This window comes from Leucobacter sp. USCH14 (genome assembly GCF_037619215.1).
Classification (GTDB): Bacteria; Actinomycetota; Actinomycetes; order Actinomycetales; family Microbacteriaceae; genus Leucobacter.
In genome coordinates this window covers 150266-174246 of the sequence record NZ_JAQPZP010000005.1, presented here as the reverse complement: position 1 = coordinate 174246, position 23981 = coordinate 150266, and the positions used below count along the sequence as shown (strand labels likewise).

The window sequence follows — 23981 nt, the reverse complement described above, 5'->3', positions numbered from 1 at the left end:
GATCGGCGCGGTCGTCGCCAGTCTACGCGCGGGGGGCGACGCGCGGGATAATGGGTGCATCATGACGCTCCCCCCGCTCCAGATCACGTTTCCCGAGGAGCTTCCCGTCTCGCGGATGCGCGACGAGATCTCGGAGGCGATCCGCTCGCATCAGGTCGTCATCGTCGCGGGCGAGACCGGCTCGGGCAAGACGACGCAGCTGCCGAAGATCGCCCTGGCTCTCGGCCGCGAGCGCATCGCGCATACGCAGCCGCGACGCATCGCCGCGCGAACCATCGCGGAGCGCGTCGCCGACGAGCTGGGATCCGAGCTCGGCGGCCTCGTGGGGTACCAGGTGCGCTTCACCGATCAGGTGTCGGCGGAGACCCGGGTGCGGTTGATGACGGACGGCATTCTGCTGAACGCCATTCACCGCGACCGCGACCTCGCAGCCTACGACACCATCATCATCGACGAGGCGCACGAGCGCAGTCTGAACATCGACTTCCTGCTGGGCTACCTGAAGACCCTGCTCCCCCGTCGGCCGGATCTCAAGGTCATCATCACCTCGGCCACGATCGACCCCGAATCATTCGCGAAGCACTTCGCCGATGCGAAGACGCAGCAGCCGGCGCCGGTGATCGAGGTCTCCGGGCGCACGTACCCGGTCGAGCTGCGCTACCGCCCACTGGTCGAGCGCATCGAGCGACCGGATGCGAAGACCGGTGCGCCGAAGGTCACGACGATCGAGCGCGATCTCTTCGACGGCATCGGGGACGCGGTCGACGAGCTCGCGAAGGAGGCGCCGGGCGACGTGCTCGTGTTCCTCTCGGGCGAGGCCGAGATCCGTGACGCCGCCGACGCCCTGCACGGCCGGCTCCGGGCATCGGCGCGCGGCGCCCGCACTGAGATCCTGCCGCTCTACGGGCGGCTGAGCAGCGCCGAGCAGCATCGCGTGTTCGAGAGATCCTCCGGCGGAGCGCGGCGCATCGTGCTCGCGACGAACGTGGCCGAGACCTCGCTGACGGTGCCCGGCATCCGCTACGTCGTCGACGCGGGCACGGCTCGCATCTCGCGGTACAGCGCCCGGAGCAAGGTGCAGCGCCTCCCCATCGAAGCCGTCTCGCAGGCGAGCGCCAATCAGCGCTCCGGCCGCTCGGGGCGCACCAGCCCGGGCATCGCGATCCGGCTCTACTCGGAGGAGGACTTCGCGTCGCGACCCGAGTTCACGGAGCCGGAGATCCGGCGCACCGGGCTCGCCTCGGTGATTCTGCAGATGCTGGCGCTCGGCCTCGGCGACATCGCCCGCTTTCCCTTCCTCACGCCTCCCGATCAGCGCGGCATCGCAGACGGGCTCGGCCTGCTCACGGAGCTCGGGGCGGTGGAGACTGCCCCCGCGAAGGGCCGGAGCGGGGGGCGTCGACGCGGCGGCGAGCGCGGCGCGACCCACCGGATCACGAGGATCGGCCGCGAGCTCTCCCGTCTCCCCATCGAACCGCGATTCGCGCGCATGGTGGTCGAGGCTCGGAGGCACGACGTGGTGCCCGCAGTGCTCGCGATCGTCGCCGGTCTCACCATTCAAGACGTGCGGGAGCGTCCGCAGGCGGAGCGGGGCCGGGCCGACGAACTGCACAGCCGCTTCGCCGACCCGCAGGGCGATCTCGCCACGCTGCTGAATCTCTGGAACTACGTGCAGGAGCAGCAGCGCGAGCTCTCGTCGAGCGCGTTCCGCCGGCTCTGCAAAGCGGAATACCTCAACTTCCTGCGGGTGCGGGAGTGGATGGACCTGTACCGGCAGCTGGCGAGGATCGCGAAGGCGCCGCGCGACAGCGCCGCTCACGGCGCGACCGGCGGTTCGGGCGAGGCGATCCACCGCTCCGTGCTCGCCGGATTGCTCTCGCAGCTCGGCGTGCGCGATGACCGCCAGGATCGCACGACTCCCGCCCGCGGCCGCTCCGCAGCCGGGGCGGCGCGGCGCAAGCCCGCCCAGGAGTATCTCGGCTCGCGCGGCACGCGGTTCGTGCTGTACCCGGGTTCCGTGCTCGCGAAGAAGCCGCCGGAGGTCGTGATGAGCGTCGAACTCGTCGAGACCTCGCGCCTCTTCGCACGATCCAACGCGCTCGTGGACCCGGCGTGGGCGGAGGAGCTCGCGGGGCCGCTCGCGAAGCGCCAGCTCTCCGAGCCCCGCTGGGAGAAGAATCAGGGCGCCGCCGTCGCATATGAGCGGGTGACGCTCTACGGAGTGCCGATCGTCGACCGTCGACGGGTGCAGCTCGCTCGATACGATCAGGAGCACGCGCGCGAGCTCTTCATCAGGCATGCGCTGGTCGACGGCGAGTGGGACTCTCCGCAGGCGTTCGACCGCGCGAACCGGCAGCTGCGGCGGGAGCTCGAACAGCTCGAGGAGCGCACGCGGCGCCGGGACATCGTCGGTGACGACGAGGCGATCTTCGAGTTCTACGACGCGCGCATCCCCGCAGACGTCGTTTCGACCCGCAGCTTCGAGGGGTGGTGGAAGCAGAAGCGCGAGGCCGCGCCGCAGTTCTTGCACCTGCGCCGCGAAGACCTGGTGGAGGGCGAGGCGGAGGCGGTCGACGAGCAGGAGTTTCCGAAGCAGTGGTCGCACGGCGATCAGACGCTCCGCTTGAAGTACCGCTTCGATCCGACCGCCGATGACGATGGCGTGACGGTGAACGTTCCACTGCCGCTGCTCCCCCGCCTCGAGGGGTCCGACTTCGAGAAGCTCGTGCCGGGCCTGCGGCAGGAGCTGGTGACAGCGCTCATCAAGACGCTGCCGAAGGCGATTCGCAAGCACGTCGTGCCCGCCGCGGACTGGGCCCGCACCCTGCTGGCCGCCGTCGGGCCGCAGCTCGACGCGCCGGTGCCGGCCGGCGAGGCCGCGCCGTCGCTCACCCACCTGCTCGCCACGGAGATCCGACGCCGCACGAGCGTTCCGGTGGCTCCGAACGATTTCGACCCCGGCCGGCTCCCGGCGCACCTCACCCCGACGTTCCGGGTGGTCGATGGCCGCGGACGCACCATCGGCACGGGCAAGAACCTCGCCGAGTTGCAGACCGCGCACCGCGAGCGCGCGAACCAGGGCGTCGCGAAGGTCGCGGCCGCTGCGCTGCCGAAGAGCGACCTCGAACGAACGGGAGCGACGGCTTGGGCGTTCGACGATCTTCCCCGGTACGTCGATTCCGCGTACGCGAAGGGTCGAGGATCCGCGGGCGCCGGTGTGGTGCGCGCGTACCCGGCGATCCTCGACCGTCGCACCTCGGTCGATCTCGTGCTCGTCGCCGATCAGAGCGAGCAGGAGCGCATCTCCCGTCGCGGCATCCGCCGCCTCCTCGTGCTGAGCTCCCCATCGCCGGCCTCGTACGTGCGCGACCACCTCTCCAACCAGGAGAAGCTGCTGCTCGGCGCCGGCCCCTATCGCACGCTCGATCAGGCGATCGCCGACGTATCGCTCGCGGTCGCCGACCGCGTGATCCGCCGGCATGCGCCGGATGGACTCGTCTGGCGCGCCGCCGAGTTCGAAGCGCTGGCCGACGATTACGCCCGTTCCCTGATCGATGAGATCTACGGCGCCATCTCGCTCACCGCCCGCGTGCTCGACGGCGCACGACTGGCCAGAAAAGCGATCGATGCGGCGAAGTCGATGCAGGTGCTCGGACAGGTATCGGATGCGGCGCGGCAGATCGACGGCCTGGTGTTCGACGGGTTCGTCTCGCAGACCGGGCTCGCGCAACTCGAACGCGTGCCCGTGTACCTCGAGGCGGTTCAGGTGCGCATGCGCGGGCTCACCGAGAATCCCGGTCGCGACCGCGCCTGGCAGAACGAGATCGATCGCGCGATCGCGCTCTACACCGAGGCCGGAGGCGCGATCCCGCTCCCCGTGGATGCGCCGAGGCGGCTCGAGCGCGCGCGATGGTTGATCGAGGAGTTGCGCGTCAGCCTCTTCGCTCAGCAGCTGCGCGCTGCAGAGGCGGTGTCGCTGCAGCGCATCCAGAAGGCGCTGCGCGACGCGTAGGGCCCCGCGGCCGGATGTGCCCCGGGCCGATGGCACTCGTCAACCGCGCGACGGCGGTGCGAGCGACTCGTAGACTGGCCACGGCCGCCACCGGAGAGCCCCGGGCGGCCCGAACCGTCGATCGAGCATTGGAGAGTGCACCATGAACGAGACGCCCGCTTCCGACCAGGAGATCGAGGACGCGATCCGCGAGTTCCACGCAGAACGCGCTGAGGCAGGCGCCTTGGCGGCTCGGGCGTTCTCATCGGTCTCCGTCGAGGAGGGAATCGCGAAGGTGGTGTACGACGCGTCTCTGTCGAGCACCGACACGCGCGACTGGCTCTCGGAGCACTCGCTCGAGAATCTCGCGGAGTTCGCGAGCATCCCGCTCGCTCAGGCCACGCCGGAGTCGACGCGAATGCGCATGTCGACCGTCCGCGTCGAGACGTCGCTCGCAGACGGAACGCCTCTCGGGGCACTCGAGAACGCCGGGATCCGCGCACTGAACTCGCTGGAGAAGTAGGGGCAGCAGCCCTCGCGGCGCGGCGGCTCGGTCCATCGAGACCGCGCCCCCGGGCCGCGATCAGCGCTCGACGGACTCCGTGAGCACCCGGCGCGCCTCGTGCACGAGTTCCGGCTCGGTGATCAGGTCGTACCTCGTCGCGATCATCTGCATCACCGAGGAGAAGTCTCGTCGGTTGCGATTCATCGCGTACGACAGCACGCCGAAGAGCATGCCGAAGCCCGCGCCGATCGCGATCGCCGCGGCGAACACGCCGAGAATCGCGCCGTTGTCGGGCTGGAAGATGAAGAGCAGCAGACCGAGGAACAGACCGAGGTACGCGCCGGAGAGCGCGCCCATGAGCGCCACTCGGCCGTAGGTGAGACGGCCCGTGACGCGCTCGACGCTCCGCACGTCGTTGCCGACGATGCTGATCTGCCGAACCGGGAAGCTGGCACGGGCGAGCACGTCGACGGCGTGCTTCGCGTCCTCGTAGCGATCGTACGTGGAGACGATGTCGCCCTTCGGCAACTCGGGAACCAGCGGGAGACGCGACGACCGCATGGGTCCACCAGGAGTACTCATACTCCGATTCTCCCACCTCTCGCCGGAAGGGCGCCGGAACGGGGCGCGAATCCCGCGCTGATTCAGCTTCGAGCGTACGAGGGGACCGTGTATCGCCGCAGGTCGCTGAGCGGTACCGTAGTGGGGTGAGTACTTCGAGGGTCTTCGTCGGTCGGCTCGCCGGTCGCGGCGTATTCGATCCGGTCGGCGATCGCATCGGCAAGGTGCGCGATGTGCTGGTCGTCTTCAGGGCGACGAGCGCCCCGCGCGTCGTCGGGCTCATCGTCGAGATCCCCGGCAAGCGCCGGGTGTTCGTGCCGATCGGACGTGTCACCTCGATCGGGTCGGGCCAGGTGATCACCACCGGCCTCATCAACGTTCGCCGATTCGAGCAGCGGGGCGGCGAGACGCGGATGATCGCGGAGCTCATCGGGCGCGACGTGCAGCTGACGCAGTCGGCCGGGGAACCGGGGACGAGCGCGCGGATCGAGGACGCGGCGATCGAGCGCAGCCGCACGGGCGAGTGGCTCGTGACCGAAGTGTTCGTGCGCCTTCCGAAGCCGGCGGCGCCGTTCAGTCGAGGCGACGCGCGCATCGTGAGCTGGGGCGAGCTGCGTCTTCCCAGTTCCTCGGAGGGGACGCGCACCGCCGAACTGCTCATCCAGACGCTGGTCGATCTCAAGCCCGCCGACCTGGCGGAGGCCCTGCTCGAGCTCCCCCAGCCGCGCATGATCGAGGTGATCGAGGAGCTGCCCGACGAGCGCGTGGCCGATGCGCTCGAGGAGATGAGCGAACAGGATCAGCTCGCGCTGCTCGCGCAGCTGCCGTCCGGCCGCACGGCCGACGTGCTCGACCGCATGGAGGCGGACGATGCGGCCGACCTCATCTCGGCGCTTCCGGCTGCTCAGGGCGCCGAGCTGCTCGACCTCATGGAGCCGGAGGAGGCGGAGGACGTGCGACGGCTCCTCGAGTACGACGCCGATACCGCCGGTGGCCTGATGAGTCCGGCGCCCATCGTGCTCGCAGCCGAGTCGAGCGTCGCCGAAGGGCTCGCGATGATCCGTCGCGCAGAGATCTCGCCGGCGATGGCTTCGGCGGTCTACGTGACCCACCCGCCCTACGAGACGCCGACGGGCGAGTACATCGGTCTCGCGCACTTCCAGCGCATGCTCCGCTTCCCCCCGCACGAGCGCATGGCGTCGCTGCTCGACGCCGAGATCGAGCCGGTGACCGTCCACGCGAGCGCAGCGGAGGTGTCGCGCCGCCTCGCGAGCTACAACCTCGTCGCCCTGCCCGTCGTCGACGAGCAGAACCGCCTCGTCGGGGTGGTGACCGTCGACGACGTACTCGACCACCTGCTCCCCGACGACTGGCGGCACGCCGACGACGACGCCCCGCTCCCCACCGAGAGCGGAACCCCTGCCGGAAGCGGGGTGCGCGGATGAGCCCCTTCCGACGCGGCAGCGGCCTCGACGCCCCGCGTGCGGCGAGCGGGCGGGGCGCCGGGCGCGGGGACGGCCGCTCCGGCAAGAGCGAGCGATTCGGGCGGTGGACGGAGAGCATCGCACGCGGCATGGGGACGCCGTGGTTCCTGTTCGCGCTCACGATCGTCTGCGTCGCCTGGCTGATCTGGAACACCTACGGCCCCGAGCCGTTCCGTTTCGATTCCGCGGCGCTCGGGTTCACTGCGCTCACCCTGATCCTCTCCCTGCAGGCCTCCTACGCAGCGCCCCTCCTGCTGCTCGCGCAGAACCGGCAGGACGACCGCGACCGCGTGCAGATCGAGCAGGATCGCCAGCGCGCCGAGCGCAATCTCGCCGATACGGAGTTCCTCGCTCGCGAGGTCGTCGCGTTGCGGCTCGCTCTGAAGGAGCTTCCCGACCGCGATTTCGTGCGATCCGAGCTCCGATCCCTGCTCGCGGAACTGGCAGAGGATGAGCCCGAGAGCGATGCGGCGCGGGAGCAGGCGCCGCGTGTTCCGACGCGACGCGATCCGGCGCCCGACCGAACCGCGAGCCGGCAGCATGACTGATCGGCCCGCCTCCGGTGCGGAGCGGGCCGTGTGGGATGCCCTCGATCGAGTCTCCGATCCCGAGATCCTCCGCCCGATCACCGAGCTCGGCATGGTGCGCGAAGTGGCCGTCGACCAGGCGGGGCGCGCTGAGGTGTCGATCCTGCTCACCATCGCCGGGTGCCCGGCAGCGCGGCGGATCGAGGCCGACGTGCGGTCAGCGACGGAAGCGGCCCCGGGCGTCACCGAAGCGGAGGTCGTCGTCGGCGTGATGTCGCCCCGGGAGCGGCAGAGCTTCATCGAGCGGGTGCGCGGAGAGCGAGGCTCGCGACCGCAGCAGTTCGGGCCCGACTCCCTCACCCGCGTCATCGCCGTGACGAGCGGAAAGGGAGGCGTCGGCAAGTCGTCGCTCACGGCCGGCCTCGCCGTCGCGCTCGCGCAGCAGGGCCTGTCCGTCGGCCTCATCGACGCCGACGTCTTCGGATTCTCGATCCCGGGCCTGCTCGGCCTGAGCCGAGACGGTCGAACGGAGCAGCCCACGCGCCTGGACGACATGATTCTGCCGCCCGTCGCATACGGCGTGAAGGTCATCTCGATCGGCATGTTCCTCGGGGACGCGGATCCGAGAAGCACCGCGGTGTCGTGGCGCGGGCCGATGCTGCACCGGACGATCGAGCAGTTCCTGCGCGACGTGTGGTTCGGCGACCTCGATGTCCTGCTGCTCGATCTGCCTCCGGGCACGGGGGACATCGCGATCAGCATCGGGCAGCTGCTCCCCCAGGCGGAGGTGCTGGTCGTCACCACGCCGCAGGAGGCCGCCGCCGATGTGGCCGTGCGCAGCGCGCTCGTCGCACGGCAGACCGGTCAGAGCGTGATCGGCGTCGTGGAGAACATGGCGGGTCTTGCGAGGCCGGATGGGAGCGTCCTCGATCTCTTCGGGTCGGGAGGGGGCGCGCTCGTGGCGGAGCGCCTGAGCGACGCCGAGCACGGTGCGGTTGCCCTTCTGGGCAGCGTCCCGCTGAGTCCGGCGTTCCGAGAGGGCGGCGATCGCGGAGCGCCCACCGTTCTCACCGACCCCGCAGACCCCGCGGCCGCCGAGGTGATCCGCATCGCGGCCTCGCTGGCGCAGCACGGCCGCGGGCTCGCCGGTCGGCCGCTCGGACTCACGGTGCGGTAGGCGCCGCCGGCCGTCGCTCGATCGGCTCGGGGCGTCCGAAGAGATACCCCTGGAACGCGTCCACGCCCATCTCGCGCAGGCGTGCGAACTGCTCCTCCGTTTCGACTCCCTCGCCCACGACCTGCAGCCCGAAGATGCGAGCGAGCCGCACGATCGTCTCGGCGACGGCGGCCCCCTGCGCGTCGCCGACGATCGACGACACGAACGAGCGGTCGATCTTCAACTGCTGCACCGGGAGCTGCCGCAGGTAGCTGAGCGACGAGTAGCCGGTGCCGAAGTCGTCGAGCGAGGCGTGCACGCCGTCTGCGCGGAGGCTCTCGAGCAGGGTGGTCGTGCGCGCGAGGTCGCTGTGCAGCATGCTCTCCGTGAGCTCGAGGTGCAGTCGACCCGGAGCGACCCCGTAGCGCGCGATCGCCTCGCGCACGCGCTCCGCGAAATCGCAGGCCTGCAGCTGACGCTCGCTCAGATTCACCGAGAGCGTCAGCTCGGCGGTCGCCTCATCGTCCGCCCACTCCGCGAGCACCCGGCAGGCCTCTTCGAGCACCCAGTCGCCGACCTGCACGATCACGCCGGTCTGCTCGGCGACCGGGATGAACTCGTCGGGGAGTACCACCCCTCGCGCGCCGTGCTGCCACCGGAGCAGCGCTTCCTTTCCGATCACACGACGATCTCGATCGACGATGGGCTGCGCGTAGAGACGCAGCTCGCCGCGCGCGATCCCCGCGCGCAACTCTGAGACCAGCGTCATCCGGTCGTGCACCTCGTCGAGCATGCGCTGCTCGAACCGCTGAGCGCGCCGCTGCCCGCTCTCGCGCTTCGCCCGCTTGCGGGCGATCTCGGAGCACTTGAGGATCTCGCCTGCGTCGCGCGACACGATGCACCGATGCGCATCGGCGCTCTCCGGAATCGCCGTGCCTGGAGCGTCGCCGTACGACGGCGAGGTCCAGAGCACATGCCCGAGACTCACCCCCGCGCTGATGGTGATGCCGGATTCGAGCTCGCTCGCACCGACGAGCGCTTCGAATACCCGATCGATCGTGCGCTGCACCGCTGCTTCTGCGGCAGCGAGGTCCGCGCCGATGTCGGGAAGCAGCACGCCGTACGTGTTCGATCCGATCCTTCCGACGCGGGCCCGGGCCTCGGCGACGCTGCGCAGCCTTCGTCCCGCATCGAGCAGCAGTCGGTCGCCCGCCTCGAACCCGAAGGCGTCGTTCACGACGGAGAGCTGGTCGACGCTCAGCGTGAGGAAGGCCGAGAAGCGCGCGGTCGCCGCGGCACTTCCGGTGACCTCCTCGATCGCTCGCAGCATCGCGGCGCGATTGTCGAGACCGGTGACCGGATCGATGAAGGCGAGGCGTCGCACGGCTGCCTCCGCCTCGTGCCGCTGCGTCTCCTCGGTGCGGAGCGCGACGTAGTTCTTCGGCCGCCCATCGCCTCCGATCAGAGGAATGATCGTGGTGTTCACCCAGTACTCCGACCCGTCTCGGGCGCGATTGCAGATCTCGCTCTGCCACACGCGACCGTCGGAGATCGTGCTCCAGAGATCCGCGAAGAACGCCGGCGGATGGTGACCGGAGTTCACGATGCGGTGCGTGCGCCCCACGAGCTCTTCGCGCGGAAACTGCGAGATCTCGCAGAAGCGGTCGTTGACGTACGTGATGCGGCCGAGTGCATCGGTGACCGCGACGATCGAATGCTCGTTGAGCGCGATCAAGATCTTGTCGTAGGCGTGCTGCGGCCGCGCGAGCCGCTCCTGCATCAGGCGCTGTTCGTTCGAGATTCCCCCGACCGCCTCATTGCGGTCGATCTCGTCGCCGGTCACCCGATGATCCCGTCCATCACGTCGCTTCCTCGTCGAAGTGCAGCACCCGTTCCGAGCCGCCGCCCGCTTCTGGTCTGATCCCTCGTCTCGCCTCGGCCTCTGCCATGCTGGCGCGCCGCGTCGCCGCTCGGGCCTCGCGCTCATCCTCGAGCAGAGCGTCCCTGATGATGCGGCGGGGATCGTACTGGCGAGGATCGAGCTGGCGCCAGTCGACGTCGTCGAACTCGGGCCCCATCTCGTCGCGCAGGCGATCCTTCGCGCCGTCCGCCATGCGCTTCACGTTGCGCACCAGCTCGCCGAGCTTCTGAGCATAGATCGGGAGGCGCTGCGGACCCAGCACGAACATGGCGATCACAAGGATCACCAGGATCTTGTCGATCGTCAGGCCCATGATGGCTATCGTAGCGCTCGCTCGGCGCGGGTGACGTGAAATCGGCACCATGCGCGGCACCGCTTTCCCTGCGATCAGCGTGTGCGATGATGCGTCCGGGCCCGCGGCTCTACGCTGGTGATCTAGGATCGCTCCGCCGCGTCTGCAACTCGGCGCCGCGCAGCGGAACATCACCGGAGGAGATCGTGAGCAAGCTCGAACGCAACTGGCAGTATGCCGAGCAGTACCCCGGCGAAACGGATGCGCTCGTGCGCGCCCGTCGCCTGTCGCTCGAGCTCGGCGTCGAACCCGTCAGCCGTTCGGTCGGCGCGCAGCTCTCCGGCCTGACCGTGCTCGCGCGCGCGCAGGCCATCTGCGAGGTGGGCACCGGGGTCGGCGTCAGCGGCCTCTCGCTGCTGCGACACGCCCCCGATGCGACGCTCACATCCATCGAGATCGAGCCGGAGCATCTGCGAGAGGCGCGCAGCGTGTTCTCGGATGCCGGAATCGTCGCGTCGCGCCTGCGCCTCATCGAGGGCGACGCTCGTCACGTCATGCCGCGGATGAACCTCGCCGCTTACGACCTCGTGCTGCTCGACGCCGAGCCTGCCCAGCTGCTCGAGCATTTCGAGAACGCGCTCGGCATCGTGCGCCCGGGCGGATGCATCGTGGTGCCCGGCGCCTTCGCTCACGGGCGAGTCCCCGATCCGGCGTCCCGCGGTGACGACGTTCAGGCGATGCGCGACCTGCTCGCACTGGTCGCGGAGTCCCCCGCGATCGCACCGATGCTCTCCCCCGCCGGCGATGGGCTGCTGACGCTGGTGCGTCTCGACGGCGACGCGCCGGAAGCAGCGAACCCCCCGCGTCGATAGGCGCAGGGGGTTCGCCCCAGGAATCGGCCGTCACGGCCGAGGAACCGGAGCTTCAGCCGTCGAGAACACCCGCGAGGACGTCGCGCAGCTCCGCGGCCTCCTGATCGTTCACCGACACCACCAGACGTCCGCCGCCCTCGAGCGGTACACGGACCACGATCAAGCGGCTTTCACGCACCGCTTCCATGGGCCCGTCCCCGGTCCTCGGTTTCATTGCAGCCATGACGCCTCCTTGCAGGTTTGATGCACGGATTCCATTTTATCGGTATCCACCCAGGCGAGGCTAATTTCCCGAACGCGTCGTGAGCGGGCCTGAGCGGAATACGACGATCATGCGAGACCGCGGGAGAGCCACGCTCGAAGCGCTGCAGTGCTCGATTCGATCTGCGAGACCGGCACCCGCTCGTCATCCGCATGGGCGAGGAGCGGATCCCCGGGCCCGAAGTTCACCGCTGGAATTCCCAGGGCCGAGAAGCGCGAAACGTCGGTCCACCCGAACTTCGCCTTCGGCTCCCGGCCGACGGCTTCGACGAAGCGCTTCGCCAACGGCGCGTCGAGGCCCGGTCGTGCGCCCGGAGCGAGGTCGGTGATCTCGACCTCGTCCGCGTCCTCGAAGAACGCGCGCACGAACGCGGCCGCCTCTTCGCCGCTGCGACTCGGAGCGAACCGGTAGTTCACCTCGAACGAGCAGTGGTCCGGAATGACGTTTCCGGCGACGCCGCCCTCAATGCGCACGGCGTTCAATCCCTCGCGGTACTCCAGGCCGTCGACCCACACGCGTTCCGGTTCGTACGCGGAGAGACGATCGAGCAGCTCTCCGGCGCGATGGATCGCGTTCACCCCCATCCAGCTCCGCGCGGAATGCGCCCGCTTCCCGCTCATGCTGACGCGCGCACGAAGCGTCCCGTTGCAGCCCCCCTCGATGGTACCGTTCGACGGTTCCCCGAGGATCGCGAAATCAGCCTCGAACAGGCTCGGATGATGGCGCATCGCACGCCCGAGACCGCTGAGGTCGGAAGCGACCTCCTCGTGGTCGTACCAGATCCAGGTCAGGTCGACCGACGGCTCGACCAGCTCGATCGCGAGGGCGAGCTGCACCGCGACACCCGCCTTCATGTCGACCGTCCCGCGGCCCCAGATCATCGGCTCGCCGGAGCGGCCGTCGACCAGGTCGCGGACCGGGAGGTTCTCGTTGATGGGCACGGTATCGAGATGCCCCGCGATGGCGACCCGCCTTTCCCGCCCGAGTTCCGTGCGAGCGATCAGCGTGTCGCCGTCGCGCACCACGCTGAGGTGCGGCGCGTGCGTGCGAAGCGCCGCCTCCACGGCGTCGGCGATCGCTCGCTCGTCACCGGAGACCGATGGGATGTTGCAGAGCTGCCGCGTGAGCTCCACGGGGCCGAGCGCGGGATCGAGCACGGCGCTGACCGCGGAGTCGGAGGAGGGAGGGGGCGTCGGGATCGAATCACTGCTCACCCGAACCACACTATTGCCTGGTCGAGCCGCTCCGCATGCGCGGGCGCCGCGGCGATACGATGGAACCCATGACTGCATCTCGCTCCGCATGGGCCGCCGGTATCGCCACGATCGCGACCGACGGGATCGTTCTCGACGCCTGGTTCCCCGCTCCCGCTCTCGGTTCGCGCCCCGACGACCGCGAGCCCTGGATTGCCCCTGCCGAACTCGCCGGCCTCACCGGAGCGGACGAACTGCGCGGCGTCGAACTGCGCTTCGTGAATGTCGAGATCGATCTCGACAGCGCACCTGCGTCGACCGAAGACGCGTATCTGCGGCTCCATCTGCTCTCCCACTGCCTCGTGCGCCCCAATGCGCTCAACCTCGACGGCATCTTCGGCCAGCTCCCCAACATCGCCTGGACGACCGCGGGCCCGATGCTCCCCGAGGAGTACGCCGCGCGGCTGCCGCAGCTCAAGCGCGCCGGCATCACCGCGGTGGGCGTCGACAAGTTCCCACGACTCACGGACTACGTCGTTCCGGCGGGGGTGCGCATCGCAGACGCCTCGCGCGTCCGCCTCGGCGCGCACCTCGCACCGGGCACGACCGTGATGCACGAGGGGTTCGTGAACTTCAACGCGGGCACCCTCGGCGCGTCGATGGTGGAGGGCCGCATCTCGCAGGGCGTCGTCGTCGGCGATGGCTCTGACATCGGAGGCGGCGCGTCCATCATGGGCACGCTCTCGGGCGGAGGCACCGAGCGCATCTCGGTCGGTGAACGCGCGCTGCTCGGCGCGAACTCGGGCATCGGCATCTCCGTCGGCGACGACTGCGTCGTCGAGGCGGGCCTCTACGTCACCGCCGGCACGAAGGTCGTGCTGCCGCACGGCACCGCGGAGGCCCCCGACACGGCTGTAGAGGTGAAAGCTGTCGAGCTCTCGGGTATTCCGAAGCTGCTCTTCCGTCGGAATTCGCGAACGGGCGCGGTCGAGGTGCTCCCCAGAGAGGGCAGCGGCATCGAGCTCAACGCAGCGCTGCACGCGTAACCCGCTCAGATCGATCGCAGTCAGCCGCGCTCCTCCGCAACGGAGGGGCGCGGCTGCTTCATTTGACCGAGAGCACTACCGGTGCGCACGAGCGGGAACACCCAATCGGCGGAGAACGCTCATGAGGGCGGCCGCGCACGCGCAACACTGGATCGGAGCCCTCGCCCAGTCGCAGGAGACTGCCGCCTGCCCAGCTTCCCTCTCACCACACAACGGAGTGCACCTTGAGAACTTCATCACGCCGATGGATCATCGGTCTGTGCTGGCTCACCGTCATGTTCGACGGATTCGACATCGTCGCCCTCGGCGCCACGATTCCCGTCATGACCAGCGATGCGCATGGTCATCTCGGCGTCACGGTCGAAGATATGACCTTCATCTCCACGATCTCGCTCGTGGGCGTCGGGCTCGGCGCCGCGCTCGTCGGGCCCGTGTCCGATCGCCTGGGCCGCCGTCTCGCGCTGATGCTCTGCATTCTGGTCTTCTCGACCTGCACGCTGCTGTTCCCCCTCATGCCGAGCGTCGCCCTCATGGCCGTCTCGCGACTGGTGGCGGGAATCGGTCTCGGAGGGTGCATGCCGATCGCCCTCACGATCATGCAGGAGACCGCGCCGGGCGGCAGGAGGGCCGGCGCGTCGACCTTCACCATGACCGGCTACCACGTGGGCGCCGTGCTCGCCTCGCTCACCGCCTTCTGGGCGCACGAGCACTGGGCGTGGCTGTTCATCATGGGAGGCGGTCTCGGGCTCGCGACGCTCCCGCTCATGTGGTTCAAGCTGCCGGAGACGCATCACTCTCCGCATCCGCAGGCCTCCGCAGCGCCCGAGCGCCGCTACGGGGTCCGCGACCTCTTCACCGAGGGTCGCGCCCGCGCCACGATCGGGCTCTGGATCGCAGCATTCATGGGCCTGCTCCTCGTATACGGCCTGAACACCTGGATGCCGAAGATCATGGAGCTCGCCGGCTACAACATCTCCAGTTCGCTCATCATGCTCCTCATACTCAACGTGGGTGCGGTCCTCGGACTGCTCATCGGCGGGCGGGTGGGCGATGCGCGCGGCATCAAGGGGACGACGCTGGTCTGGTTCGCCGCTGCGGCTGCGCTCCTCGCGCTGCTCAGCGTCAAGATGACTCAGGTTCTCGCACTCAACCTCGTGATCCTCGTCACGGGCGTCTTCGTGTTCTGCGCACAGGTGCTCGTCTACGCCTTCGTCGGATACACCTACCCGCGGGCGCTCGTCGCCACCGGCATGGGGTTCACGGCCGGCGTCGGTCGGCTCGGCGCGATCGCGGGGCCCTGGATCACCGGTGCACTGGTCTCGGCGGGCCTCGCCTACCCGGGCGGCTTCTACCTGTTCGCGGGCGTCGCCGTGATCGGCCTCCTCGCGGCCGCCATGATTCCGAAGCCGGAACCGACCGTCGCCCGCCCCGCGTCCGAACCCGCGGGAGTCACGCTCTGACGGCGGCCCCCCGCTGCCGCACACATGCGCGTGCTCACGCCTGAGCCGTCACGCGCGCGTACAGCTCCGGCGCCCTCCGATCGAAGATTCTCGCTCCCCACCGGACCCCGCCCCAGCAGGCGGCGATGCCGGACACGACGCCGACGGCGAGAGTGACCCATGCCCAGAGCGGTCGTCCCGTAACCCCCGCCGCGATGGTGCAGGCGATCGTCGGGAGCGCGAGCACCGTCAGCGCACCGTAGGATCCGGCCATACCGACGAGGCTCAGCATCCCCGCGCCCGGCTTCGACGAGAAGGGGTTCTCCCCGGCCTGAGGAACCGGCATGACGAAGATCGCCGAGCAGACGCTCGCAACGCCGAAGCCTCCGAGCGTGATCACGGCCGTCAGGCCCGCCAGCGTCGGCAGCTGATCGAAGCGATCGACGAGCGCTGTCGTCACGACCGCGACGATGACGATGAGCGGCACGGCCACGATCGCATTCGCCCACACGCGTCCGAGACGATCATCGATTCCCCGAACGCCGCGCAGCACGTGGACGCTGAAGGCAGTGCCGTCGTAGGAGACGTCCGTGAAGGTTCCGAGCGAGAGGAGCGCGGCGACGAGCACGGTGGATCCCGGAAGCATGATCGGAAGGCTCGACGATGCCGCGACGAACCCGAACACGATGGGCATGACGAGCACCACGATGAGGCTCTGCAGATACCGCGGATCGCGCAACCAGTAGATGAGCGCTCGCGCCGCGACGGCTCCGCGGGGCGTCGCCGGAAAGCGACCGAGCCACCCCAGGCCGGCTTGTGCGCTCGTGCGGGATCCAGCGCCCGCCGCTCCCCGATTCGCGCGGTAGAGGGCGGCCCAGGCGCAGAACAGGGCGACCGGTGTCGCCAGGGCGATCAGCGCTTTCGCGACCGCCGCGAGTCCGGCTCCGGCCGCGATCTCCGCGGGCACAGCCCAGACGGCGCCGAGCGGTGACCACGACACGCCTTCGGCGAGCGCCGGGAGCCGGTCGGCGATCGAGGCGACGCCCTCGCTGGCGACGGAGATCAACGGGCCGACGAGCACGAGCACGAGCAGCACCAGCGCGCCGATGATCTCTCGGAAGCGACGGTGTCCCGCCGCGCGCGAGAGCGCAGTCACGGTCACCTGGCACGCGAGCACGCACGTGGCCGCGGCGACGGGTGCGAGCGCGACCGCGGCGACCAGCGCAGCCGGCGTTCGGAACCAGGCGATCGAGGTACCCGCGGAGAGGAGCAGAGTCACGATCCCGGGAATGCCGAGCAGACTCGCGATCGAGATGCCGGCGAGCTGCACGGCCGTGCGCATCGGCACCGCCACCAGCCGGGCGGGGTCGAGTGTGCGGTCCATGCCCGTCGAGACGATCGGTGCGAGCGCCCACCCGACGATGAGCCCGGCCCCGGCGAGGATCAGCACCGTTCTCGCGAGCTCCGGGCTTCCGAAGGCGAGGGCGACGAGTCCGATCGACACGAGCCCGAGCACGCCGAGTCCGTAGAGCGCGCCGATGATCGCGCCGACGAGCTGCCAGGGGTGGCGGCGCAGCGTGTTCCACATCACCAGGAACCTCAGCTGCACGAGCGCGCGGATGCGCGGAACCGCCCCAGTGGTTGCGGTCGCGGCGGGCGGCGCGGCCGGCGTCAGGAGCGACTCAGCCACGACGGGCCCTCCACGTGCGCACGCCCGCCGACGAGCTCGACGAAGCGCTCCTCGAGCGTTGATGATCCGCGTACGTCGCTGACGCTGCCGGCTGCGAGCACCCGTCCGCCGGCGATGACCGCGACGTGGTCGCACATGCGCTCGACCAGGTCCATGGAATGACTCGAGACGATCACCGTGCCGCCGCCGCGCACGAAACTCTGCAGAATGTCGCGGATATTGGCTGCCGATACCGGGTCGACGGATTCGAACGGCTCGTCGAGCACGAGCAGCCGCGGCGCGTGCACCAGGGCGCACGCGAGCGCGATCTTCTTCGTCATGCCTGCCGAGTAATCGACGACCAGGGTCTGCGCTGCGGAGTTCAGATCGAGCATCGTGAGGAGGTCGGCCGCGCGCCGCGCCACCGTCTCTCTGTCGAGCCCGCCGAGCAGGCCGGTGTAGGTGATCAACTGCTCGCCGGTCAGACGGTCGAACAGCTTCACGCCGTCGGCAAGCACGCCGACGAGCTGCTTCGCCTCGGTGGGGTTCTCCCACACATCGACGCCGCCGATCCGCACCTGGCCCGCATCCGGCCGAAGCAGTCCCGTCGCCATCGACAGCGTCGTGGTCTTGCCCGCTCCGTTCGGCCCGACGAGCCCGAAGCAGGATCCCGTGGGGATGTCGAGCGATACACCGTTGACGGCGATCTTCTCGCCGAATCGCTTGGCGAGTGCGCGGATCTCGAGGGCGGGCGCGGTCGTGGTCGAGTCCATAGGGCAAGCCTATCGAAGTGCCCCGGCAGGCCGGGAGTCCTCGCCTTAGCGATCGAGGTGGCGTTCCCCGGATCCCACGTAGAGCTGCTGCGGGCGCCCGATCTTCGTCTGGCTGTCCTCGCGAGCCTCGCGCCACTGCGCGATCCAGCCGGGCAGGCGCCCGATCGCGAAGAGCACCGTGAACATGCGAGTCGGGAAGCCCATGGCCTTGTAGATCACGCCCGTGTAGAAATCCACGTTCGGGTAGAGCTTGCGCTCCTTGAAGTAGTCGTCCTCGAGCGCGATCTGCTCGAGTTCCTGGGCGAGACCGAGGAGCGGGTCGTTCACACCGAGCTCTTCGAGCACGCGCGCGGCGCTCTCCTTCACGATGCGGGCGCGCGGGTCGTAGTTCTTGTAGACGCGGTGGCCGAAGCCCATGAGCTTCACCCCGTCCTCCTTGTTCTTGACCTTCTCGACGAAGGTCTCCACGCTCTGACCCGAGTCGCGGATGCGCGCGAGCATGTCGAGCACGGCCTCGTTCGCTCCGCCGTGGAGGGGTCCGGAGAGCGCGTTGATGCCCGCCGAGACGGAGGAGAACATGTTGGCGCCGGTGGATCCCACCAGGCGCACCGTCGACGTCGACGCGTTCTGCTCGTGGTCGGCGTGCAGAATGAGAAGCTTGTCGAGCGCATCGACGAGCACCGGGTTCATGTCGTACTTCTCCGCCTTGTTGCCGAAGTTGAGGCGGAGGAAGTTCTCGACGAAGTTGAGATTGTTATCGGGGTAGAGGAACGCCTGACCGATGGACTTCTTGTGCGCGTACGCGGCGAGCACCGGAAGCTTCGCGAGCAGCCGGATCGTGTTCACCTCTACGAACTCGGGAACCGCGGTGTCGAGCGACGACTCGTAGTACGTCGACATCGTCTGCAGACCGCCCGAGAGCACCGCCATCGGGTGAGCGGTGTGCGGCACGCCCTCGAAGTAGTACCGCATGTCCTCGTGGAGCAGCGTGTGGCGACGGATCTCCTCGTCGAAGGCGCCGAGCTGGTCCGCGGTCGGCAGTTCGCCGTAGATGAGCAGGTAGGCGACCTCGAGGAACGTGGAATGCCGCGCGAGCTCCTCGATCGGGTAGCCGCGATACCGCAGGATGCCCTCGTCACCATCGATGTAGGTGATCTTCGACTTCGTCGACGCGGTGTTCACGAACCCGTAGTCGAGCGCCGTGTGTCCGCTCTGCTTCGTGAAGGTGCTGACGTCGATAGCCGGGTGCCCGTCGACCGCGTCGACGATCGGGAATTCGGCGGAGCCTCCGGGGAAGGTCAGCTTGGCGGTGGCCGGGCCCTGCGTCGATTCGGTCACGTCGTCTCCTCGTGAGGTCTCAATGCTGGCGCTGCGTCGGGTATGACACGGCCATTCCTATCACCCTATCGGCTCTCCGGAGAACCGTGGGCCGCGGCGCGCACGCGCCGCGCTCGGCTCAGAATATCTCGATGTGAAGCGAAATGTCGATTCGGGCGGCGTCACTTCCCGGCGACCGGAGCGCTGCCGATACGGGCCGCGGCGGCAGCGATTTCCGCGTCCGGAGCCGTCAGTGCGAGACGTACGTGGCGCGGTGAGACGTCGCCGTAGAAGTGACCGGGGCCGACGATGATGCCGAGTTCGGCGAACTGCGCCACCGCTTCCCAGGCATCCACCCCCCGCGTCGCCCAGAGGTAGAGGCCCGCTTCACTGCCGTGGATCTCGAATCCGGCGGCCTGGAGCGCGGGCCGCAGCACATCTCGCCGTCGTCGGTAGCGGGCGCGCTGCTCGGCGACGTGCGACTCATCGGCGAGGGCGATCCGCATCGCCGCCTGAACCGGCGCCGGCAGCATCAACCCGGCGTGCTTGCGCACGGTCAGCAGTTGCGCCACCAGGTCGGGGTCGCCCGCGAGGAACGCCGCACGATACCCCGCGAGGTTCGACTGCTTGCTCAACGAATACACGCTGAGCACACCGCGGTGATCGTCGCCGACCACGCGCGGGTCGAGAATGGACGGGATCGGCCGCTCGTCCCAGGGCGCATCCCACCCGAACTCGGCGTAGCACTCGTCTCCCGCGATCACGGCGCCCAGCTCCCGGGCCCGATCCACCGCGGCTCGCAGGGAGTCGACGTCGAGCACCCGGCCATCCGGGTTCGAGGGCGAGTTGATCCAGACCAGCTTCGTGTGCTCGGGCCAGTCCGCCGGCTCGTCGGAGGCGACTGCATCGGCGCCGACCAGCGCCGCTCCCATGGCGTAGCTCGGGTACGCGATCGTCGGGAAGACGACGGCCTCGCCCGCACCGATCCCGAGCAGGAACGGCAGGAGCGCGACGAGCTCTTTCGACCCCACCGTGGGCAGCACCGCTTCCGGCGCGACGGTGACGCCGCGCCGACGTTCGAACCACTCGGCGATGGACTCGCGCAATGCGGCCGAACCAGCCGTCGCCGGATAGGCGTGCGCGTCGGTCGCCGAGGCGAGCGCGTCGCGCACCGCAGCCGGGGTCGGATCCACCGGCGAGCCGACCGAGAGGTTCAGCGCGCCCTCCGGGTGCTGCGCAGCCAGAGCCGCATACGGCTCCATCGCGTCCCAGGGATACTCGGGAAGTGCCTGTCGCATGCGCGCGCTAGTCGGCCTGCGGCGGCAGCGCGGCGATGATCGGATGATCGAAATCGTACGCGCCCGTCTTCGCGGCACCGCCCGGAGAGCCGATCTCGTCGAAGAACTCGACATTGGCCTTGTAATAGTCCGCCCATTCCTCCGGGAGGTCGTCCTCGTAGTAGATCGCCTCGACCGGGCACACCGGTTCGCAGGCTCCGCAGTCGACGCACTCATCCGGATGGATGTAGAGGGACCGTTCGCCCTCGTAGATGCAGTCGACAGGGCACTCGTCCACGCACGCGCGATCTTTCACGTCGACGCACGGAAGAGCGATCACGTACGTCACGGGAACCGCCTTTCGCTCGGGAGGAACCGGGAAGAACCGGCTTCCCCCATCCTACTCGCGCTCGCGGAGGAGAACCGGTCGGCGCGCTGCCGTCAGCCCTCGAACGGACGAGTGGGAATCGATGTCGTGACGACCGGGACCTCGGCGGAGAGTTCGGGGACCACGCCGCTGTCGCCCTCGCGGGGAAGCATGCCTGCCGAGAGGCCGGTGAACGATCCGAGATCCGGCCCCTGATCCGCCAGCGCCACCTCGACGGGCTCTCCGGCGACGATGCGCACGTCCTGCTCCCGCACGCGCACGACGACGGGGCCCTCGCCCTCCAGGAGTTCGAAGCGGATCCGTTCGCGCTCCAGGCGCACCTCGAAGCGCTGCCCCCTCCACTCGAGGCGGAACTCCAGCGACCCCCAGTGATCGGGGAGCCGCGGGTCGAAGGTGAGCTGCCGACCCACATCGCGCATCCCGGCGAAGCCCTGCACCAGCATCATCCACACCCCGCCGGTGGAGGCGATGTGCACGCCGTCGGCCGCGTTCCCGTGGAGGTCGTCGAGATCGACCCGAAGCGCATGATCGAAGTACCGGTAGGCGAGGTCGCGATATCCGACCTCGGCGGCGATGATCGACTGCACGACGGCTGACAGCGTCGAGTCCCCCGTGGTGAGGGCGTCGTAGTAGTCGAAGTCCCGTCGCTTCTCATCCTGCGAGAACTCGTTGCTCGCGAGCAGCAGTGCCAGCACGACGTCCGCCTGCTTGAGCACCTGGAAGCGGTAGATCACCAGCGGATGGAAGTGCAGCAGCAGCGGCTTCTGCTCCGGAGGCGTCGCCGCGAGATCCCAGACCTCGCGGTCGAGGAAGTGCGCGTCCTGCGGGTGGATGCCGAGCTCGGAGGAGTACGGCACGGTCATCCCTTCGGCGGCCCGCTCCCACGCATCGATCTCGTCCGAGGTAAGGCCCAGACGATCGACGAGCACCCCGTAGTGCGTGGGCGCCTCCGCCTGGAGACGGCGGGCCACCTCGACGGCGAACCGGAGGTTGAAGCGCGCCATCACATTGGTGAACAGATTGTCGTTCACGACCGTCGTGTACTCGTCCGGCCCGGTGACGCCGTGGATGTGGAAGCGCTCCACACCCTCGGCATCGCGTCGCCAGAATCCGAGGCTCGCCCAGAGACGCGCCGTCTCCACGGCGATGTCGGAGGCGCCCGAGAGCACGTATTCGAGGTCACCCGTCGCTGCGACGTATCGAGCGAGCGCGTACGTGATGTCGGCGTTGATGTGATAGCCGGCGGTTCCGGCGGCGTAGTACGCGCTCGCCTCCTCGCCGTTGATGGTGCGCCAGGGGAAGAGCGCCCCGTCCTCGTTCAGCATCGCGGCTCGCATCCGCGCCTGCGGCAGCATCCGCTCCCGAGCCCGCAGCGCATTGCGCGCCCACAGCGGCGACGTGTAGGTCAGGAACGGCAGCACGTAGATCTCGGTGTCCCAGAAGTAGTGGCCGCCGTACCCCGAGCCGGTCAGGCCCTTCGCCGCGATACCGCGACCGTCGGCGCGCGCCGATGCCTGCGCGACCTGGAACAGGTTCCAGCGGATCGCCTGCTGCACGCCCGGGTCGGCGTCGACGCGCACGTCGCTCCGCGCCCAGAACGCCTCGAGGTACTCGCGCTGCTTCTCCCAGCGCGCGTCGCGCGGTTCCGCGTTCGCGCTGTTGAGCGAGTGCATGCAGCGGTCGATCATCTCGGAGAGCACCGCGGTCGACGAGTAGTGGTACGCGACCGTCTTCACGACGTGCACGGTGCGCCCCTCTCGCGCGGTGCCCTGATAGACGTGACGCACGCGATCCTGCGACTTGTCGATCCGGTGCCGCCAGTCGCCGCCCTCGTTCGCCTCGCCGTCACCGCCGTCGAAGTGGTGGTCGACCCCGACGCCGAGCGTCATCTGCGAGTCCCGCACGCGATAGGTGAGCACGGAGCGGCCCCCGTCGTGAAGGGTCTGGCCCGGGTCGAGAATGCGATCGGTGAACTGCTCGGCTCGACGGGGATCCGCAGTGCCCTTCCCCCGCGCCGGCGTCTCGGTGTGCACGCGCCCGAGATCCTGCCGATTCACGACGAGGCTGCTGACCGTGAGGTCGGCGTCCGCGTCGAGCACGGTGACGCGCATCTCGACGGTCGCGAGGTGACGAGCGGCGAACGACACCATGCGGCGCGTCTCCACCCGCACGCGCTTGCCGGTCGGCGTCAGCCACAGCAGCGAGCGCGTGAGCGTTCCCGTCTTGAGGTCCAGGATCCGCCGCACATCGAGGATGTCGGAGGACTCCAGATTGAGGCGCTCGTCGTCGACGTAGATGCGAATCGTCTTCGCGTCGGGCACATTGACGATCGTCTGCCCGTGCTCCGCGAACCCGTACGCGTTCTCGGCGTGCCTGATCTGCCAGGTCTCGTGCAGGCCGTTCAAGAACGTGCCGTGGCTGCCGAGGGGCAGCCCCTCCTCGTGGTTGCCGCGCATGCCGAGGTAGCCGTTGCCGAGCGAGAACACCGTCTCGTCCTCGCCCGCGCGAGTCGGGTCGATGCCGCGCACGACGATGCGCCACGGGTCATCGCCGAAATCTCGTCGCAGTTCTTTCAAGGGGCCGTCGAACGACTCCGGGCTCATCCCAGCAACTCCTCAAGATCGGAAACGACGATGTCCGCACCAGCGGCGAGCAGCGCCTCGCGACCGGCGCCGCGGTCGACGCCGACGACGAGACCGAAGTCCCCAGCGCGGCCCGCGGCGACCCCCGATGCGGCGTCTTCGAAGACGACGGTGCGCGCGGGGTCCGCACCGAGCAGTTCCGCGCCGCGCAGGAACGTGTCGGGCGCCGGCTTGCCCGGCAGGCCCTCTCGTGTCGCGACGATGCCGTCGACCACCGCTCGGAAGCGGTCGCTCAAGCCCGCGGCACGGAGCACGGGCTCGGCGTTGCGCGAGCTCGACACCACCGCGAGAGGCGCTGCGCGCTCGGCCAGGTGATCCAGCAATCGCACCGATCCCGGGTACGCCGCGATGCCATCGTGGTCGAGCACCTCGACGAAGGCCGCGTTCTTGCGGTTGCCGACGCCGCGCACCGACGTGAATCCCTCGTCGAGATCCTCCCCCTCGGGCAGCACGACGCCGCGGTCGGTCAGCAGCGCCTCGACACCCGCGAAGCGCGGGCGGCCGTCGAGGAACGCGAAATACTCGCGCCCCTCGTACGGCGCCTCCCCCCGCGACGCGAAGAAGGCGTCGAACGTCTCCTGCCAGGCCCGTTTGTGAAGTTCGACGGTGGGCGTGATCACCCCGTCGAGGTCGAAAAGATACGCGTCGTACCGATCGATCACCCGG

20 protein-coding genes are annotated in these 23981 nt (G+C 69.2%); 8 read left to right on the top strand and 12 right to left on the bottom strand.

Going from position 1 to position 23981, the window contains the following annotated elements:
- Positions 1-61 precede the first annotated feature (61 nt).
- Complete coding sequence (gene hrpA, locus PQI23_RS07445) at positions 62-4012, top strand: ATP-dependent RNA helicase HrpA (RefSeq protein WP_339973079.1); 3951 nt, start codon at positions 62-64, stop codon at positions 4010-4012.
- Positions 4013-4154: 142 nt separating this feature from the next.
- Positions 4155-4514: a hypothetical protein gene (locus tag PQI23_RS07440; RefSeq protein ID WP_339973077.1), complete on the top strand. Its 360-nt coding sequence runs from the start codon at positions 4155-4157 to the stop codon at positions 4512-4514.
- Positions 4515-4574: 60 nt separating this feature from the next.
- Here PQI23_RS07440 and PQI23_RS07435 read toward each other — a convergent pair whose 3' ends face one another.
- Positions 4575-5078, bottom strand: a complete 504-nt coding sequence (locus tag PQI23_RS07435) for a general stress protein (RefSeq protein WP_339973076.1) — start codon at positions 5076-5078, stop codon at positions 4575-4577.
- Positions 5079-5203: 125 nt separating this feature from the next.
- On the opposite strand from PQI23_RS07435, the gene PQI23_RS07430 reads away from it, so the two are divergent.
- From PQI23_RS07430 to PQI23_RS07420, 3 genes are read left to right on the top strand one after another with little or no spacing between them, the layout of a single operon-like run.
- Entirely contained in the window at positions 5204-6502 is a 1299-nt protein-coding gene (locus PQI23_RS07430) for a magnesium transporter MgtE N-terminal domain-containing protein (RefSeq protein WP_339973074.1), read from the top strand.
- A complete protein-coding gene (locus PQI23_RS07425; protein WP_339973072.1) occupies positions 6499-7089 on the top strand; it encodes a DUF1003 domain-containing protein in 591 nt (196 codons plus the stop codon). The genes PQI23_RS07430 and PQI23_RS07425 overlap by 4 nt, the downstream gene beginning before the upstream one ends.
- Complete coding sequence (locus PQI23_RS07420) at positions 7082-8245, top strand: Mrp/NBP35 family ATP-binding protein (RefSeq protein WP_339973070.1); 1164 nt, start codon at positions 7082-7084, stop codon at positions 8243-8245. The genes PQI23_RS07425 and PQI23_RS07420 overlap by 8 nt, the downstream gene beginning before the upstream one ends.
- On the opposite strand, the gene PQI23_RS07415 is transcribed toward PQI23_RS07420, so the two are convergent.
- Positions 8232-10067, bottom strand: a complete 1836-nt coding sequence (locus tag PQI23_RS07415; protein WP_339973069.1) for a putative bifunctional diguanylate cyclase/phosphodiesterase — start codon at positions 10065-10067, stop codon at positions 8232-8234. The genes PQI23_RS07420 and PQI23_RS07415 overlap by 14 nt on opposite strands.
- Positions 10068-10083: 16 nt before the next feature.
- A complete protein-coding gene (locus PQI23_RS07410) occupies positions 10084-10458 on the bottom strand; it encodes a twin-arginine translocase TatA/TatE family subunit (RefSeq protein ID WP_339973067.1) in 375 nt (124 codons plus the stop codon).
- 185 nt (positions 10459-10643) lie between these two features.
- On the opposite strand from PQI23_RS07410, the gene PQI23_RS07405 reads away from it, so the two are divergent.
- Complete coding sequence (locus PQI23_RS07405) at positions 10644-11309, top strand: O-methyltransferase (protein ID WP_339973065.1); 666 nt, start codon at positions 10644-10646, stop codon at positions 11307-11309.
- A gap of 52 nt (positions 11310-11361) precedes the next feature.
- Here PQI23_RS07405 and PQI23_RS07400 read toward each other — a convergent pair whose 3' ends face one another.
- Together PQI23_RS07400 and dapE are read right to left on the bottom strand one after the other, a co-directional pair.
- On the bottom strand, positions 11362-11532 hold the full coding sequence (locus PQI23_RS07400) for a DUF3117 domain-containing protein (RefSeq protein ID WP_075201434.1): 171 nt from the start codon (positions 11530-11532) through the stop codon (positions 11362-11364).
- 107 nt (positions 11533-11639) lie between these two features.
- Entirely contained in the window at positions 11640-12785 is a 1146-nt protein-coding gene (dapE, locus tag PQI23_RS07395) for a succinyl-diaminopimelate desuccinylase (RefSeq protein WP_445238412.1), read from the bottom strand.
- A gap of 68 nt (positions 12786-12853) precedes the next feature.
- On the opposite strand from dapE, the gene dapD reads away from it, so the two are divergent.
- Together dapD and PQI23_RS07385 are read left to right on the top strand one after the other, a co-directional pair.
- Entirely contained in the window at positions 12854-13810 is a 957-nt protein-coding gene (gene dapD / locus PQI23_RS07390) for a 2,3,4,5-tetrahydropyridine-2,6-dicarboxylate N-succinyltransferase (RefSeq protein WP_339973059.1), read from the top strand.
- 224 nt (positions 13811-14034) lie between these two features.
- On the top strand, positions 14035-15270 hold the full coding sequence (locus PQI23_RS07385) for an MFS transporter (RefSeq protein ID WP_339973057.1): 1236 nt from the start codon (positions 14035-14037) through the stop codon (positions 15268-15270).
- A 34-nt stretch (positions 15271-15304) separates the two neighbouring features.
- On the opposite strand, the gene PQI23_RS07380 is transcribed toward PQI23_RS07385, so the two are convergent.
- The 7 genes from PQI23_RS07380 to PQI23_RS07350 all read right to left on the bottom strand — a co-directional run bounded on the left by PQI23_RS07380 (position 15305) and on the right by PQI23_RS07350 (position 23977).
- Positions 15305-16939 (bottom strand): transporter, encoded by a 1635-nt coding sequence (locus tag PQI23_RS07380; RefSeq protein ID WP_339973055.1) that lies wholly within the window; start codon positions 16937-16939, stop codon positions 15305-15307.
- A complete protein-coding gene (locus PQI23_RS07375) occupies positions 16921-17691 on the bottom strand; it encodes an ABC transporter ATP-binding protein (protein ID WP_339973053.1) in 771 nt (256 codons plus the stop codon). Before PQI23_RS07375 ends, PQI23_RS07380 begins: the two co-directional genes overlap by 19 nt.
- Before the next feature lie 45 nt (positions 17692-17736).
- Positions 17737-19029, bottom strand: a complete 1293-nt coding sequence (locus PQI23_RS07370; protein ID WP_339973051.1) for a citrate synthase — start codon at positions 19027-19029, stop codon at positions 17737-17739.
- Between the two features lie 161 nt (positions 19030-19190).
- The gene (dapC, locus tag PQI23_RS07365) at positions 19191-20306 is read right to left on the bottom strand and encodes a succinyldiaminopimelate transaminase (RefSeq protein ID WP_339973049.1); all 1116 of its coding nucleotides are present in this window, start codon (positions 20304-20306) and stop codon (positions 19191-19193) included.
- A 7-nt stretch (positions 20307-20313) separates the two neighbouring features.
- Positions 20314-20634 carry a ferredoxin gene (fdxA, locus tag PQI23_RS07360; protein WP_339973047.1) on the bottom strand — a complete coding sequence of 107 codons (321 nt, stop codon included), beginning with the start codon at positions 20632-20634 and terminating at the stop codon, positions 20314-20316.
- 92 nt (positions 20635-20726) lie between these two features.
- Positions 20727-23276, bottom strand: a complete 2550-nt coding sequence (locus PQI23_RS07355) for a glycoside hydrolase family 65 protein (RefSeq protein WP_339973045.1) — start codon at positions 23274-23276, stop codon at positions 20727-20729.
- Complete coding sequence (locus PQI23_RS07350) at positions 23273-23977, bottom strand: HAD family hydrolase (RefSeq protein WP_339973043.1); 705 nt, start codon at positions 23975-23977, stop codon at positions 23273-23275. Before PQI23_RS07350 ends, PQI23_RS07355 begins: the two co-directional genes overlap by 4 nt.
- Positions 23978-23981: the final 4 nt, after the last annotated feature.